The organism is Tardiphaga sp. GW822-FHT04G09 (genome assembly GCF_058800725.1).
Genome location: NZ_JBXAMO010000002.1, coordinates 447,966 through 463,461 on the forward strand (window position 1 = coordinate 447,966; position 15,496 = coordinate 463,461).

Sequence of the window (15,496 nt, forward strand, 5' to 3'; positions counted from 1 at the left end):
CCGTGACCTGCGTTTTCCTGAGCAGGACCATCAACCTGCGCAAATACCTGACCAACGAAATCGCCCGGCTGGACGGCAAGGTGAGTTTTGTCGATCACCTCGACGGCACCGATCCCGCTGCAGTCAGCATGGCCGTCGGCTGGCATCCGCATGCGGATGCGTTTGATCACTATCCGAACCTGAAGGCGGCGTGTTCGATCGGCGCCGGTGCCGACAGCATCCTGAACTGTCCGAGCCTGCGCGATGGCATCGACGTGGTGCGCGTGGTCGAGCCGGCACAGGCGCAGATGATGTCCGGCTTCGTGATCTGGAACGTGATCTATTACCAGCGCCAGTTCGGCACTTATCTGCAGAACCAGCGCGACAAGGTCTGGAAGCGCCTCGGCGGCGGGCGCCGCCCGTCCGAGGTTGCGATCGGCATTCTCGGCTATGGCGCCATCGGTGCGCGGGTCGCGTCGGATCTGGCGATGCTCGGCTTTCCCGTCCGGGTCTGGAGCCGCTCGGCCAAGCCGACGACAGCGGGCGTGACCGGATTCCACGGCAGTGAGGGGCTCGACGCGATGCTCGCGGGCGCCGAGGTGCTGGTCAACCTGCTGCCGCTCACCGAGGAAACCCGCGGCATTCTCGATGCAAGCCTGTTTGCGAAGATGCCGCGTGGCAGCTATCTCATTCAGGTCGGCCGCGGCGAGCACTCGGTGGAGCAGGATATTCTCGATGCGCTCGCCAGCGGGCAGCTCTCCGGCGCGACTCTCGATGTCTTCCACACCGAACCGCTGCCCAGGGATCATCCCTTCTGGTCGCATCCGCAGATCGTGCTGACGCCGCATGACGCCTGCGAGGTCACCATGACCGCCATTGGCGACACCATCCTCGCCACCGCCGAGGCAGTGCAGGCCGGCGTAACGCCGAAGGATTCGGTGGATCGCAGCCGGGGATATTGACTTTTCCCTCGCCCCGCCCGGCGAAGCGAAGCTTCGCTAGGCGGGGAGAGGTTAAAGAGAAACAACTACTCCACCGCCAATCCCGTCATCGCGGCCGACGCTTCCAGCCAGTGCAGGAAACTGCCGGCCATGCTGCGCGCGGCGGCGATGTGAATCGTCGGCGCTTCATCCACCTTCCACAGCGTTACGCCCATATGCGCGATCTGCGTGACCGCGACGCTGCCGGCGGGAAACGCCGTTGCGCCGAGATCAATGGCGACACCCTTGGCCAGCACGTCGAGCAGGGCCGGCCCGGTCAGCCGCAGCAATCCGACGCTGTCGGACTGATCGACCACCGAAGCGAGGCCGTCGAGCTGCTGCGCGAGACTGTCCACGAAACGCGGCGTGCCCGCGTCGTGAGTCACCAGCCAGCGGCCGGGACCGGTGCCAAGAAACGATGTCGCATCGCTGCCGGAGCCATGCGGCCCGAGCGGCAGGTTGACGTCGAATTGTTCCTTCACGGCCGCAGCGAGCGCGGCACTCTGGCCCTTGCGGGCCATGACCGTCGCAATGGCGATGCCGCGACGTTCCCGCGCGATGACGCCGCGGCCGTCGCCGATCGAGCGCAATTCAGCAAAGGCGGAGATATGAGCGAGATCAAGCACGCAGCCGCGCTCCTTCTACATCGATGAAGACGGGATCGACCACTTCGAGCTCATAATCGCCGGAACGCACCGGATCCCAGGCGCGGATGATCTCGCCGTGCCGCTCCGGCCCGCGCGCCAGCAGGCCAAGGCCGATCCAGTGGTTATGGCCCGGGCTGAAAGCTGTGGACGTGATGAAGCCGGCATTGGTGTCCGGCGCAGGCGTCACGCCGCGCGCGAACAGCAGCGATCCGTTGCGCAAACGCTGGCTGCGATCGACCGGCCGCAGGCCGACCAGTGTCGGCCGTTCGGGATCGATCAGCGCCTCACGCGCCGCCATGGTGCGGCCGATATAGTCCTTCTTCACCGACATCATCCGTCCAAGCCCGAGATCGCGCGCAACCGTCTGGCCGTTGAGCTCGGAGCCGGCGACATGGCCCTTCTCGATCCGCATCACGGACAGCGCCTCGGTGCCATAGGGTGTCACATCGAAGGCCTTGCCGGCCTGCATCAGCGCGTTGAACAGCGCCTCGCCATGGCCCGCGGGCGCGGCGATCTCGTAAGCAAGCTCGCCGGAGAACGAGACGCGAAACAGCCGCAGCGGAATGTTGCCGACGAGGAATTCAGCGCAGGCCAGATACGGGAAAGCCTCGTTGGAGATGTCGAAGGCGTCGCCGAGCAGTGCCCGCAGCAGGTCGCGCGACTTCGGCCCGGCGACCGCATACTGCGCCCATTGCTCGGTGACAGACACCATCTGCACGTCGAGCTCGGGCCATAGGACCTGATGGCAGTATTCGAGATGCTGCATCACCTTGCCGGCATTTACCGTGGTGGTGGTCATCACCCAGTGATCAGCGGAGAGCCGCGCGGTGGTGCCGTCGTCCATCACGAAACCGTCCTCGCGCAGCATTACGCCATAGCGCACCTTGCCGACAGGCAGGGTCGAGAAGGTGTTGATATAGACGCGATCGAGGAATGTCCCGACATCCGATCCGCACAGTGCGATCTTGCCGAGGGTCGAGACATCGCAGATGCCGACGCCGGAGCGCACGGCTTTCACCTCGCGGGTGACGCTTTGCAGCGAGTCACTCTCGCCGGGCGCATTGAACCATTGCGCACGCATCCATTGGCCGGCCTCGACAAAGGTGGCGCCCGCTGCCGCGGAGGCGGCGTGGCTCGCCGTCAGCCGCGTGGGCTTGAAATGCTTGGCCGCATGCAGGCCCGCAAAGGCGCCGATGGCAACGGGCACATGCGGCGGGCGGGCCCGCGTCGCGCCGGTCTCGGCAATGGTCTTTGTGATCTCGCCGGCGAGAATGGCGAGGCCGTTGACGTTGGACGTCTTGCCCTGATCCGTCGCCATGCCGAGCGTCGTGTAGCGCTTGAGCTGCTCCACCGAACGAAAGCCCTCTTGGGCTGCGAGCGCGACATCGGTTGCCGTGACATCGTTCTGCAGATCGACGAATGCCTTGCGGCGCGATCCCTTGAACAGCCAGACGGGATGGTTCCCGGATGCCTCGTCGCTGGCGACGATGGGCTTCTGTGTCTGCAGGCCGAGACCGACATGCGAAGCTGCTTTCGCGCCGGCCAGCGCGCCGTGCGCAAGCGCGTCAGCCAGCGTCCATTGCGCGGCTGCGGCGCCGGCGATCTGCATGCCCGGTGGCATGTCGCTGCAGAGAAACGCCGACTTCTCCTCCGACCAGCTGCCCTTGCCGCCGAGATGCGTGGCGATGCCGATGCTCGGCGACCAGCCGCCGGACACGCCGAGCGTATCGACGGCCACAGAACGCGTCTGGCCGGCGCTGTCGGTGATCGTGATATTCGTCAGCCGGCGATAGCCCGATGTGTCCGAGACATGCGCGCCGAGGAACTGAGGTGCGTTGCCTGCGAGTTTGCGCACCTCAGGCGAAACGTCCGTCCGTGCATCGATCACGACGGCGATCTCGGCGCCGGCCTTCTGCAGGTCGGACGCACTGCGCCAGCCATCATCCGATGTCGTGAAGATGGCGATGCGCTGGCCGGGCGAGACGCCGAAGCGGTTGGCATAGGTGCGTAGCGCGGAGGCCAGCATAATGCCGGGCCGGTCATTGCCGGGAAACACCAGCGGTCGTTCCTGCGCGCCCGCGGCGAGCACGCATTGCCTGGCCACGATCTTCCACAGTCGTTGTCGTGGCGTGAAGGGCGGCGGCACAGGCAGGTGATCGCTGACGCGCTCGATGGCGCCATATTCGCCGTCATAGGCGCCGAACACGGCGGTGCGCTTGAGGATGCGGACATGAGGCATCATCGCAAGCTCCGCTTCCGCCAGCGCCGCCCACGACGCGGCGGAGACGTCATCGATCTGCGTGGTGTCACTGAGCAATCGTCCGCCGAGCACAAAGTCTTCCTCGGCCAAGATCACCCGCGCGCCGGCGCGCCCGGCAGACAGCGCTGCGGCGAGGCCGGCAGGACCGGCGCCAATCACCAGCAGGTCGCAGAAGGCGTGCGCTTTCTCATATGTGTCGGGATCGTCGAGGCCGCTCAGCGCACCCAAACCGGCCGAGGCGCGGATCGCGGGCTCGTAGAATTTTTCCCAGAACGCCGCCGGCCACATGAAAGTCTTGTAGTAGAAGCCGGCATTCAGCAGCGGGCCGGCGAGCTGATGCACGGCGCGGAGATCGAAATGCGGCGACGGCCAGCAATTCTGGCTCGACGCGTCCAGCCCATCGAACAGTTCGACCGTGGTGGCCTTGGTGTTCGGTTCGACGCGTGCGCCCGAGCGCAGCGTCACCAGCGCATTCGGTTCTTCCGGCCCGGCCGAAAAGATGCCGCGCGGCCGGTGATATTTGAACGAACGGCCGACCAACATCATGTCATTGGCGAGCAGGGCTGACGCCAGCGTGTCGCCGGCATAGCCGCCATAGGTCTTGCCATCGAAAGTGAAGCTGACCGGCCTGGACCGATCAATCAGTCCACCGGACGTAAGTCGACGCGATGTGCTCATGACGTCGCCTCGTCATGGGCCAGCACGGCGTCGATCACTTCATGAGTCGAGACGTTACGCGTCACCTTCAGCCATGCATGGCAGCCGGCTGCGTGATACCAATATTCCCTGTGAACGCCTGCGGGATTGTCGCGCAGATAGACATAGTCGAACATCGCATCGGCATTGCCGGGCGCGGGCCGTGTCAGCGTGGCGTCGCCGGAATAGGCAAACTCCGAAGCGTCGCGGGATCCGCAATAAGGGCAGGGGATGCGCATGGGGCCTCAGTGCAGGCTCGGTTGGGCGCCCTGGCCCTTTTCATCGACGATGTGGCCTGAGCGAAAGCGATCCAGCAGCAGGCGGTTTGCGGCGGGATGCGGTTCGTCCTTCGCCAGCAGATGCGCGAAGACGAAGCCCGAGCCCGGCGTGGCCTTGAAGCCGCCATAGCACCAGCCGGCATTGAGATAGAGCCCTTTGACGTGGGTGCGGTCGATGATCGGCGAGCCATCCATGGACATGTCGACGAGGCCGCCCCAGTTGCGCAGCATGCGCGCGCGGCCGATCGCCGGCATCAGCGCCATGCCACCTTCGCAGACGTCCTCGACCACGGGCAGGTTGCCGCGCTGGGCATAGGAGTTGTAGCCGTCGATATCGCCGCCGAAGACAAGCCCGCCCTTGTCGGACTGGCTGATATAGAAATGCCCGGCGCCGAAGGTGATCACGCCGGGAATGATCGGCTTCAGCCCCTCGGAGACGAAGGCCTGCAGCACATGGCTTTCGATCGGCAGCCGCATCCCGGCCAGTGCCGCCACGCGCGAGGACGAGCCGGCGACGGCGAGCCCGATCTTCTTCGCCCTGATCGCGCCGCGCGAGGTCTGCACGCCCACCGCGCGGCCGTCGACGATGTCGATCCCCGTCACTTCGCAATTCTGGATCACATCGACGCCGCGATCGGAGGCCGCGCGGGCATAGCCCCACGCCACCGCGTCATGGCGCACGGTGCCGCCGCGTTTCTGCAGCAGGCCACCCTGGATGGGAAAGCGCGCGGCATCGAAATTCAGGAACGGATAGAGCTTACGGACGCCATCGCGATCTAGCAACTCGGAATCGGCGCCGTTCAGCCGCATCATGTTGCCGCGCCGGGCATAGGCATCGCGCTGGCCGTCGGAGTGATAAAGGTTGAGCACGCCGCGCTGGCTGACCATGGCATTGTAGTTGAAGTCCTGCTCGAGGCCTTCCCAGAGCTTCAGCGACAACTCGTAGAGCGAGATATTCTCGGAGAGCAGGTAGTTGGAGCGGATGATGGTGGTGTTGCGGCCGATATTACCTGACCCGATCCAGCTCTTCTCAAGGACGGCGATATTCCTGAGGCCGTATTCCTTCGCCAGATAATAGGCGGTCGCCAGTCCGTGCCCGCCGCCGCCGACGATGACAATGTCGTATTCAGCCTTGGGCGCGGCATCGCGCCATTGCGGCGTCCAGCCCTTTTGGCCGGTGAGGGTCTGCTTGAGCAGGGAGGTCAGCGAATAGCGCATGAAAAATCCGGGCGGCGATCAGGCCCGGAGTGTTGCGTATTTTGGGGATCGGTACCAGTCCATCAACGACATCAAGAAGCCCATTAGCGACATCGTGAAATCATGCCGCTCAGCGCGCCAGCCAGAAGCCCCCGAGCACCAGCGTCATGGCCAGCAGGCTGATGATCCCGAGAACCGCCGCAATGATGGCGAGCAGGCCGTGGGATTCCAGCCATCCGCGTAATGCCTTTTCCATGGTGATGAAACTCTCCCGGCGATTTGAATTTATCGTTGCAGGCTGGCACCGTATCAAACACTTCTGGCGCCGTCGTCTCGGGCGGTTTCGCCACATTGAGGAATTGACATGGACAATTTGAACACCCAGGGCATTCGCGTGCCGAAGCTCGGCCTCGGCACTTTCAAGCTCACGGGCGAGGGTTGCGTTGCCGGCGTGGCAAGCGCCATCGGGCTCGGCTATCGCCACATCGACACCGCCGAAATGTATGGCAATGAGGCCGAAGTGGGCGCCGGCATCAAGGCTTCGGGCATTGCCCGTGGGGATCTGCATGTCACCACCAAGGTGTGGCACGAAAATCTGGCACCCGATGCCATCAAGCGCGCCTTCGACGCCAGCCAGAAGAAACTCGGGCTCGATGTCGTCGATCTCTATCTGGTGCATTGGCCGTCGAAGGGCATGGACCTGCCGGCGATCTTCAAAACGCTGATGGGGTTCAAGGACGAAGGCCGCATCCGCGCGCTCGGCGTTGCCAATTTCCCGGTCAAGCTGATGAAGCAGGCGGTGGAGGAGATCGGCGCGCCGGTCGCCTGCAACCAGGTCGAATACCACGCACTGCTCGACCAGACGAAGCTGCTGACCTATCTGCGCTCGAAATCGATTCCGCTGGTGGCCTATTGTCCGCTCGGTCAGGGCCGGCTGGCCGACAACGATGTGATGAAAAAGATTGCGACCAAACACGGTGTCACCGCTGCGCAGGTCGCACTGAAGTGGCTGCTCGATCAGGATGGCGTGGCCGCAATCCCCAAGGCGTCGCGCAAGGAGAGCCAGCAGGCTAATCTGGATGCACTGAAGGTGACGCTGGACGACGAGGACCGCAAGGCGATCGCAGCGCTGCCGAAGACCCAGCGGCTGGTGAATCCGGCGTTTGCGCCTGATTGGGATTGAGCGCTTTCTTATCCCTCCCCCTTGCGGGGAGGGTGGCCGCGCGTAGCGCGGTCGGGTGGGGGTGCCACAAGCTCCGGCCTGAGTGTGGGGACTACCCCACCCCGGCCTCCACTTCGTCGATGCTTGCGCATCGCCTCGCTCGGCCGACCCTCCCCGCAAGGGGGAGGGATTCCCACAGCGTGTCGCGCAACTCCGCATTCACCCGTGGCTGTGCCCCTTCTTCCCCTCCGGTTTCTTCCCCGTCGGCATCATCACTACCCGCCCGTATTTCACGCCGCGCTCGGCGATGATGTGATCGGCAAAGTGCTGCACCTCGCTGCCGGAGCCGCGCAGTGCGGTGACTTCCATGCAGTTGTCGCCGTCGAGATGCACATGCAGCGTCGCCAGCGAGAGATCGTGGTGATGGTGATAGGTGTCAACCAGCCGGCGTGACAGGTCGCGCTGGGCGTGGTCATAGACATAGACCAGTGCGGCCACGCATTCGCCGGTCTTGCCCTTCTCCTGCGCCACCTGCTGCATGCCGGCCCTGGCGAAATTGCGGATCGCTTCGGAGCGATTCTGATAGCCGTGTTCGGCGATCATCGCATCCAGCTCTTCCATCAGGTCGTCGTCGAGCGTGATCGTAATGCGCTGCATCGGTCCTCTCAAAGAGTATGACGAATCTTTGACTTCGTCATACTCGGCGTGTCAGTGTGTTCCCGTTGAACCCAGCATAGCCCGGCCGACTGACCGATGCATCGCTCTCTCTTTTCATCGGCCGGACTCGTATTGGCCTCGTCACTCACGACCGTCACGCCGTCGGCTGCGCAGCCCACGACCGTGCTGTCCCCCGTCGAGGTTCAGGCGCCGCCTCGGCATGCGGCGAAGCCGCGCGTGCCGCGCAGCGGGACCGAGACAGGCCGATCGGCGCCGCGCAGTGTGACTGCACCGACGCAAGGCTCGGGCGGCCGAGGGATCACGCCTGGCGTCAGCACGGCACAGGCGCCGGTCGCCTCCGCCAGCGAAAAGACGATCAGCGGCGCCGAGGTCAATGCACGGCCGCTGTCGCGTCCGGCCGAAGCGCTCGAAGTGGCGCCGGGCCTGATCATCACCCAGCATTCCGGCGAGGGCAAAGCCAACCAGTATTTTCTGCGCGGCGTGAATCTGGATCACGGCACCGATCTGGCGATCTCCATCGACGGCATGCCGGTAAACATGCGCACCCATGGTCATGGCCAGGGCTATGCCGATACGAATTTCCTGATCCCGGAGCTGGTCGGTTCAGTGAATGTCCGCAAGGGTCCGTATTTCGCCGATGAAGGCGATTTCTCATCGGTCGGCGCGATCCATGTCAGCCTGATCGACAGTGTCGCGCGCACCATGGCGTCGATCACGTCAGGCAGTTTCGGCTACAACCGTGCCTTTGGTGTCACCTCGGGCAAAGTCGGCGAGGGCACGCTGCTGGTGGCCGCCGAGGCCAATATCTATAACGGCCCGTGGGACAATCCCGACAAGCTCCAGAAGCTCAACGGCGTGATCCGCTACAGCCAGGGTACCGCGGACAACGGTCTCTCGCTCACCGGCATGGCCTATGGCAACAAATGGAATTCCACCGATCAGGTCCCGCTGCGCGCGATCATCTCGGGTGAGATCGGCCGCTACGGCGCGCTCGATCCGAGCGATGGCGGCAATTCGGAGCGTTTCTCGCTGTCCGGCCGTCTCCGGCAAACCGATCTCGACAGCGCGACCAAGCTCGATTTCTATGTCATCAAGAGCAGGCTCAATCTGTGGAACAACTTCACGTTCTTCCTGAGCGATCCCGTCAATGGCGATCAGTTTCATCAATATGATGATCGCGTGCTCGGCGGCATCAATGCGGCGCATACATTCAAGTACACTATCGCTGGCTTCCGTAACGAGACCGAAGTCGGACTCCAGAGCCGCTACGACGATATCAATGTCAGCCTCGGCAATACCATCCAGCGGCAATATCTCTCCACCACCCGCAGCGACGGCGTGAAGGAAGGCAGCGTCGGCGTGTTCGTGCAGAACACCACATTCTGGACCGGCTGGCTGCGCACAAATGTGGGCTGGCGCGGCGACTATTACGACACCACGGTCAATTCGTTCTTCAATCCCGCCAATTCCGGCAGTGCCACGGCCACCATCGGCAGTCCCAAGGCGGGTTTGGTGATAGGTCCCTTTGCGAAGACCGAACTATTCCTGAACGCCGGCGAGGGCTTTCACAGCAACGATGCGCGCGGCGTGACCATCAGGGAATCGCCGTCGGATGGTTCGCCCGTCGATCATTCGCCATTCCTGGTGAAGACCAAGGGTGCAGAGATCGGATTGCGCACGAAACTTGTGCCGGGCCTGACCAGCTCACTCGCCTTCTTCATGCTGGATTCGGCCTCAGAGATATTGTTCGTCGGCGATGCCGGTACCACTGAAGCCAGCCGCCCCAGCCGTCGCGTCGGCTTCGAATGGACCAACGACTACAAGCCGACATCATGGCTGAGCCTCGAGGCAGATCTCGCGATGACGCGCGCGCGCTTTCGTGGCAGCAATGCCGATCAGGCGGCGGCCTATGCGGAGCTCGACGGCTATCCGGCCTCGCAGATCGGCAACGCGCCCGGCAATCTCATTCCCGGTGCGCCCAACATGATCGCCTCCGCCGGCATTCGTCTGGGCGAAGCCACCGGCTGGTTCGGCGCGTTGCGCTATCGCTATTTTGGCCCGCGGCCGCTCACCGAAGACGGCGCCTTCATTTCGCCGGCGGCGGGATTGTTGAACGGCCAGTTCGGCTATCGCTTCGACAATGGCTGGCGTATCCAGCTCGATGCCTTCAACATGCTCGACAGCAAGTCCGACCAGATCACCTATGCCTATGGTTCATTGCTGAAAACGGACTCGCTGTTCGCCGCGTGCTTCCCCGCAGGCGGCGGAGCGCCGACGGCGCCCGCCGCCGTGTGCCAGACCGGCATCATGGACCGTGTGCTGCATCCGGTGGAGCCGCTGGCGTTGCGGGTGACGGTGGCCGGTCGGTTCTGATTGCGTCGTTCTGACTTTGCCGCAGCGCAGCTTGCCAATTCCAAAGGGCGGTAGCATCATCCCTCCCAATTAAAAGGGGCAGGGAGGTGTTGATGCTCGCACGGGTTCGCTCCATCTCGCGTCGTTGGCCGTTCACGCATGTTGGTGCCGGTTTGAGGGCACTGCTGGCGATCGTGTCGCTCCCGTTAGCAACAGGACTCATCATGTCATCGGCCAGCGCCGCTACCGTCGTGTATGTCGGCAATGCCGACAGTCAGAACATCAGCGTTCTCGAACTGAAAACGAATGGCGATCTCGCTGCGATCGAAACCGTGGCGGTGCCGGGACCGGCCAAGCCGGGCGGTTCGCTGCCGCTGGCCATCAGTCCCGAGAAGCATCGGCTCTATGCCGGTTTGCGCAACGAGCCCTATACGGCCGTGACCTTCGATATCGATGCAAAGACCGGAAAGTTGAAGCTGGTCGGTCCCGGGCCGCTGGCGGATTCCATGGCCTATCTCACCGTTGATCGCACCGGGCGATTTCTGCTCGGCGCTTCCTATGGCGGCAACAAGGTGACGGTGAATGCGATCGGGCCGAATGGCGTGATCGCACCGGCGCAGCAGGTGGTTGCCACCGAGCCGAATGCGCATTGCATCATCGTCGATCCCACCAACCGCTATGTGCTGCATACGAGCCTCGGCGGCGATGTCATCTATCAGCAGAAATTCGATGCCAAGGCCGGCAAGCTGACGCCGAACGATCCGCCGACCGTCAGCGTGAAGGCGAAAGGTGGCCCGCGCCATCTGGTGTTCTCGCCCGACAAGAAGTTCGTCTATCTGCTCAACGAGCTCGATGCGGCGATCTACGTGTTTCCGTGGGATGCCGCGACCGGCACCTTGAAGAAGGAAACGCAGGTCGCATCTGCCTTGCCGAAGGACTTTGATGGCAAGCCTTTTGAGGGAAAGCCTTGGGCGGCGGATATCCATCTAACGCCGGACGGCAAGTTTCTCTATGCGTCCGAGCGCACCAGCAACACCATCGCGGGTTTCCGCGTCGATCCCAAGACCGGTGCGCTGACATCGCTCGGCTCCACCGCCACCGAGAAGCAGCCGCGCGGATTCAATATCGATCCGTCCGGCCGCTTTCTGCTGGCGGTCGGTCAGCTCTCGAACAGCATGACGGCCTATGCCATCGACAAGTCGAAGGGAAACCTGACCAAGCTGAGCGAGGCGGCTGTGGGCAAGAATCCGAACTGGGTCGAGATCGTGAACCTGCCGTAGCGGCTATGTTCTGGCGCAGGCCTCTCGCTCCCTCTCCCCGCTCCCTGCGAAGCAAAGCTTCGCTAGGCGGGGAGAGGTTAGGACGGCATCCGATACCTTCCACCAATCACCGGATCACCATCCGTCAGCACGATGCCGCGGGCGACGAGATCCTCCAGATGCGCCAGCACCGAATAGCCGGCGGCGTTGGTCAGGCGCGGGTCGAGGCCGATATAGATGGCGCGCACGATGGTCGGGATATCCGCTTCGCCCTTGCCGAGGCGATGCAGGATCGAGGCTTCGCGGGCGCGGCGGTGGCGAATGAGAAAGCGCACATAACGCTGTGCGTCGGGAATGTCCGGACCGTGGCCGGAGAAATACAGATCCTCGTCGCGTGCAGCGAGTTTATCGAGCGAGGCCATATAGTCGATCATCGAGCCATCGGGCGGCGCGACAATCGACGTCGACCAGCCCATCACGTGATCGGCGACGAACAGATACTTCTTCTCGCGCCAGGCAAAGGCCATGTGATTGGCCGTATGGCCCGGCGTCGCCACGCCTTCCAGCGCCCAGCCGTCGCCCTCGATCACCTCGCCGTCGGCGACAAGCACGTCCGGCTTGAAGTCGCGGTCGGCGCCTGACTCCGGCGAATGTTTTTCGCTCTCGAAGCGCGGCCGCGAGGCGCGGTGCGGACCTTCGGCATAGACCGTGGCACCGGTGGCGGCCTTGAGCGCCGCAGTGTTCGGCGAATGATCGCTATGGGTGTGGGTGACGAAAATATGCGTCACGGTCTCGCCCTTTACGGCATCGAGCAGCGCCTGCAGATGGGCGTCATTGGCCGGGCCGGGATCGATGATCGCGACCTTGCCGGTGCCCACGATATAGCTGTTGGTGCCGGTGAAGGTGAAAGGCGAGGGGTTATTGCAGAGAACGCGGCGCACGCCCGGGCGAACCTGATCGACGACGCCGGCCTTTAGCGGATAATCGCGATTGAACGGAATGTCGTCGTTGGCGCCGTTATCCTTGTCGCTCATGGTCGGTCCTTCCCAGTCTGTTCTCAGCCTGTGATGACTAGCAAGGGGAGCGGGGAAAGCAAACGGCGGCGCGTCGCGGCTGATATGCGTCAGATCTCGTCATTCCGGGGCGGGCGCGCCGCAGGCAACGGGACCGAACCCGGAATGACGAGTGTGTGCTACCCGTGCCCCATTCCGAACATCAACGACCGGTGCGCGCCGACTCCGGCCATCGCACCGTCGCCGACAGCCAGCGCCACCGAGCCCGTCGCGCGCGCCATGTCACCGCAGGCGAACACGCCGGGAACTGTGGTTTCCTTGAACATGTCGGTTTGCAGGAACGGTCCCATCGGCCCGTCTTCCATGGTGCAGCCGAGTTGCGCGCCGAGGGGCGAGGCCGGGCTGGTGCGCGACAACGTGAACATGCCGTCGAGCGGAATGATGCGGCCATCAGTGAGTTCGACGTCGATCGATGTGCCCGACAATTTCGCGATCGGCGCATGTTCGATGGTGACGTCGCGCTTCTTCAGTTGAGCCATCTGTCCGGCGTCCGGCTCGAAGGCGCCATTGAGAAACAATGTGGTCGATCCCCAGTCCGGCAGCATCAGGGCGTGATGCATCGACATGTCGGACGACGCCAGCACGCCGATGCGGCCCTGATCCAGTTCGTAGCCGTCGCAATACGGACAGTGAAACACATGCTTGCCCCAGCGCTCGGCGAGGCCGGGCACATCCGGCAATGTATCGACCACGCCGGCAGCGAGGATGATGCGCCTGGCCTGATAGCGCGCGCCGTTCTCGGTGCTGACAGTGAAAGCGTTCGCTTCGCCTTCACTCGTTGTGGCTTTCGCATCGACCCACGCGACCGTGGGATATTTCATCAGCTGTGCACGGGCGTCTGCAGCGATCGCGCCGGGGGCGCGGCCATCCTGGCCGAGAAAGCCATGGGAGTGTTCAGCGAAGCGATTGCGCCGCTGGCCTGAATCCATCACCAGAATCTTGCGGCGGGCGCGCGCCAATTGCAGCGCTGCGGAGAGGCCAGCATAGCTGCCGCCAATGACGATGGCATCGAAACTCATGATTTCTTCCTTGGAGTCCTGGTAGGCGTCTTGCTGCGATAGTCCTCCGCCCGCGCGTGAAAATCCGCGGCGAGCTGCGCCAGCGTGACATCCGCAAGGCGGCCGATCAGAACCGCCTCCGCTTCCGCGAAAGCCGATGTGAGCGAGTGATTGACGGCCTGTTCGACAAGGCAGGTCGGGCTTTCCAGATGAATGCCCATGGCCATCAGGCTGGGCTTGCCCAGCGCGTCATAGATGTCCTTCAGCGTCACGGTGGCGAGGTCGCGCGCGATCTCCCAGCCGCCGCCATGGCCCTTTTCGGAGCGCACAAGGCCGGCCTCGCGGAGCCCCGCCATGGTGCGGCGGACGACCACCGCATTGGTGGTCATGCACATGGCCAGTTCGGCCGAGGTCATCGGGCGATTCTGCTCGGCCATGTGCAGCAGCGCATGCAGCGTGGCGGAAAGGCGGCTGTCTCGTCTCATGTAACTTATGATGATACATGACGCCGGGCGCGTCAACCCTCCGTTATTCCGGGTTCGCCAAACGAAAAATGCCCGGCGCGAGGCCGGGCATTTCGAAACATTGAAAGCGAGTGACGCTTAACCGAATGCCTGGATGCCCGTGATGGCGCGGCCGAGGATCAGCGCATGAACGTCGTGCGTACCCTCATAGGTGTTCACGGTCTCCAGGTTCTGCGCGTGGCGCATCACATGGTATTCGGCCTGGATGCCATTGCCGCCGTGCATGTCGCGGGCCATGCGGGCGATATCCAGCGACTTGCCGCAATTGTTGCGCTTCACCACGGAGATCATGTCGGGGTGGAAATTGCCCTCGTCCATCAGGCGGCCGACGCGCAGCGAGCCCTGCAGACCGAGCGAGATTTCGGTGAGCATGTCGGCGAGCTTCTTCTGCACCAGCTGGGTGGCCGCGAGCGGGCGGTTGAACTGTTTGCGGTCCAGCGTGTACTGGCGGGCGCGGGCCATGCAGTCCTCGGCGGCGCCGAGCACGCCCCAGGAGATGCCGTAACGGGCGCGGTTGAGGCAGCCGAACGGACCCTTCAGGCCCGACACGTTGGGCAAGAGGTTCTCTTCGGGCACGATCACGCCGTCCATCACGATCTCGCCGGTGATCGAGGCACGCAAGCTGAGCTTGCCGCCGATCTTCGGTGCGGTGAGGCCCTTCATGCCCTTCTCGAGAATGAAGCCGCGGATCTGGTTGTCATGGGCGGCGGACTTCGCCCACACCACGAACACGTCGGCGATCGGGGCGTTGGAGATCCACATCTTGGAGCCGGACAGCTTGTAGCCGTCCGACACCTTCTCGGCGCGGGTCTTCATGCCGCCGGGATCGGAGCCGGCATCGGGTTCGGTCAGGCCGAAGCAGCCGACCCATTCGCCGGTGGCGAGCTTGGGCAGGTACTTCTTGCGCTGCTCCTCGCTGCCATAGGCATAGATCGGATACATCACCAGCGACGACTGCACCGAGTTCATCGAGCGGTAGCCGGAATCGACGCGCTCGATCTCGCGGGCCACGAGGCCGTAGGCGACGTAGCTGGCATTGGCGCAGCCATAGTCTTCCGGCAGCGTGATGCCGATCAGGCCGAGTTCGCCCATCTCGTTGAAGATTTCGCGGTCGGTGTGTTCATTGAGATAAGCGTCGCTGACGCGCGGCAGCAGCTTGTCCTGGGCGTAAGCGCGCGCGGTGTCGCGGATCATGCGCTCGTCTTCGGTGAGCTGGCTATCGAGCAGGAACGCATCGTCCCACTGAAAATTCGCAGCAGGCTTGTCCTTACCCTTGGGGGCAACGCTCATCGAAATCCCTTTCATATCGTGGCTGGTTCGTGCGCAGGCTTTTTGTTTCCTTGCCTGCGCATTTACGTCTCACATAGGTCATTGCCGCCAGAGGTGGCCCTGGCCTATGTGGAATTCGGTATT

The 15,496-nt window shown here is 63.5% G+C and carries 14 protein-coding genes; 4 read left to right on the forward strand and 10 right to left on the reverse strand.

Annotated elements, in window-relative coordinates:
• Nucleotides 1–2 precede the first annotated feature (2 nt).
• On the forward strand, nt 3–941 hold the full coding sequence (locus AC1RLZ_RS05850) for a 2-hydroxyacid dehydrogenase (RefSeq protein ID WP_493187840.1): 939 nt from the start codon (nt 3–5) through the stop codon (nt 939–941).
• A 65-nt stretch (nt 942–1,006) separates the two neighbouring features.
• Here AC1RLZ_RS05850 and AC1RLZ_RS05855 read toward each other — a convergent pair whose 3' ends face one another.
• The 5 genes from AC1RLZ_RS05855 to AC1RLZ_RS05875 form a co-directional block, all read right to left on the reverse strand.
• Nucleotides 1,007–1,585, reverse strand: coding sequence for a sarcosine oxidase subunit gamma (locus AC1RLZ_RS05855; protein WP_493187841.1), 579 nt, complete (start codon nt 1,583–1,585; stop codon nt 1,007–1,009).
• Nucleotides 1,578–4,544, reverse strand: coding sequence for a sarcosine oxidase subunit alpha family protein (locus AC1RLZ_RS05860; RefSeq protein ID WP_493187842.1), 2,967 nt, complete (start codon nt 4,542–4,544; stop codon nt 1,578–1,580). Before AC1RLZ_RS05860 ends, AC1RLZ_RS05855 begins: the two co-directional genes overlap by 8 nt.
• Entirely contained in the window at nt 4,541–4,801 is a 261-nt protein-coding gene (locus AC1RLZ_RS05865) for a sarcosine oxidase subunit delta (RefSeq protein ID WP_493187843.1), read from the reverse strand. The genes AC1RLZ_RS05860 and AC1RLZ_RS05865 overlap by 4 nt, the downstream gene beginning before the upstream one ends.
• A gap of 6 nt (nt 4,802–4,807) precedes the next feature.
• Nucleotides 4,808–6,058, reverse strand: a complete 1,251-nt coding sequence (locus AC1RLZ_RS05870; protein WP_493187844.1) for a sarcosine oxidase subunit beta family protein — start codon at nt 6,056–6,058, stop codon at nt 4,808–4,810.
• 109 nt (nt 6,059–6,167) lie between these two features.
• Nucleotides 6,168–6,293, reverse strand: a complete 126-nt coding sequence (locus AC1RLZ_RS05875; protein WP_493187845.1) for a hypothetical protein — start codon at nt 6,291–6,293, stop codon at nt 6,168–6,170.
• A 108-nt stretch (nt 6,294–6,401) separates the two neighbouring features.
• On the opposite strand from AC1RLZ_RS05875, the gene AC1RLZ_RS05880 reads away from it, so the two are divergent.
• Nucleotides 6,402–7,220 carry an aldo/keto reductase gene (locus AC1RLZ_RS05880; protein ID WP_493187846.1) on the forward strand — a complete coding sequence of 273 codons (819 nt, stop codon included), beginning with the start codon at nt 6,402–6,404 and terminating at the stop codon, nt 7,218–7,220.
• Between the two features lie 198 nt (nt 7,221–7,418).
• On the opposite strand, the gene nikR is transcribed toward AC1RLZ_RS05880, so the two are convergent.
• Nucleotides 7,419–7,856: a nickel-responsive transcriptional regulator NikR gene (gene nikR / locus AC1RLZ_RS05885; RefSeq protein ID WP_493187847.1), complete on the reverse strand. Its 438-nt coding sequence runs from the start codon at nt 7,854–7,856 to the stop codon at nt 7,419–7,421.
• 96 nt (nt 7,857–7,952) lie between these two features.
• Between nikR and AC1RLZ_RS05890 the strand changes: the two genes are divergently transcribed.
• Nucleotides 7,953–10,250, forward strand: a complete 2,298-nt coding sequence (locus tag AC1RLZ_RS05890; RefSeq protein WP_493187848.1) for a TonB-dependent receptor — start codon at nt 7,953–7,955, stop codon at nt 10,248–10,250.
• 92 nt (nt 10,251–10,342) lie between these two features.
• Entirely contained in the window at nt 10,343–11,509 is a 1,167-nt protein-coding gene (locus AC1RLZ_RS05895; RefSeq protein WP_493187849.1) for a lactonase family protein, read from the forward strand.
• 77 nt (nt 11,510–11,586) lie between these two features.
• On the opposite strand, the gene AC1RLZ_RS05900 is transcribed toward AC1RLZ_RS05895, so the two are convergent.
• The 4 genes from AC1RLZ_RS05900 to AC1RLZ_RS05915 all read right to left on the reverse strand — a co-directional run bounded on the left by AC1RLZ_RS05900 (nt 11,587) and on the right by AC1RLZ_RS05915 (nt 15,373).
• Nucleotides 11,587–12,522: an MBL fold metallo-hydrolase gene (locus AC1RLZ_RS05900; RefSeq protein WP_493187850.1), complete on the reverse strand. Its 936-nt coding sequence runs from the start codon at nt 12,520–12,522 to the stop codon at nt 11,587–11,589.
• Between the two features lie 158 nt (nt 12,523–12,680).
• The gene (locus AC1RLZ_RS05905) at nt 12,681–13,580 is read right to left on the reverse strand and encodes an NAD(P)/FAD-dependent oxidoreductase (RefSeq protein WP_493187851.1); all 900 of its coding nucleotides are present in this window, start codon (nt 13,578–13,580) and stop codon (nt 12,681–12,683) included.
• Nucleotides 13,577–14,044 (reverse strand): RrF2 family transcriptional regulator, encoded by a 468-nt coding sequence (locus AC1RLZ_RS05910; protein WP_493187852.1) that lies wholly within the window; start codon nt 14,042–14,044, stop codon nt 13,577–13,579. Before AC1RLZ_RS05910 ends, AC1RLZ_RS05905 begins: the two co-directional genes overlap by 4 nt.
• Before the next feature lie 117 nt (nt 14,045–14,161).
• Nucleotides 14,162–15,373: an acyl-CoA dehydrogenase gene (locus tag AC1RLZ_RS05915; RefSeq protein ID WP_371421893.1), complete on the reverse strand. Its 1,212-nt coding sequence runs from the start codon at nt 15,371–15,373 to the stop codon at nt 14,162–14,164.
• Between the last annotated feature and the right edge of the window lie 123 nt (nt 15,374–15,496).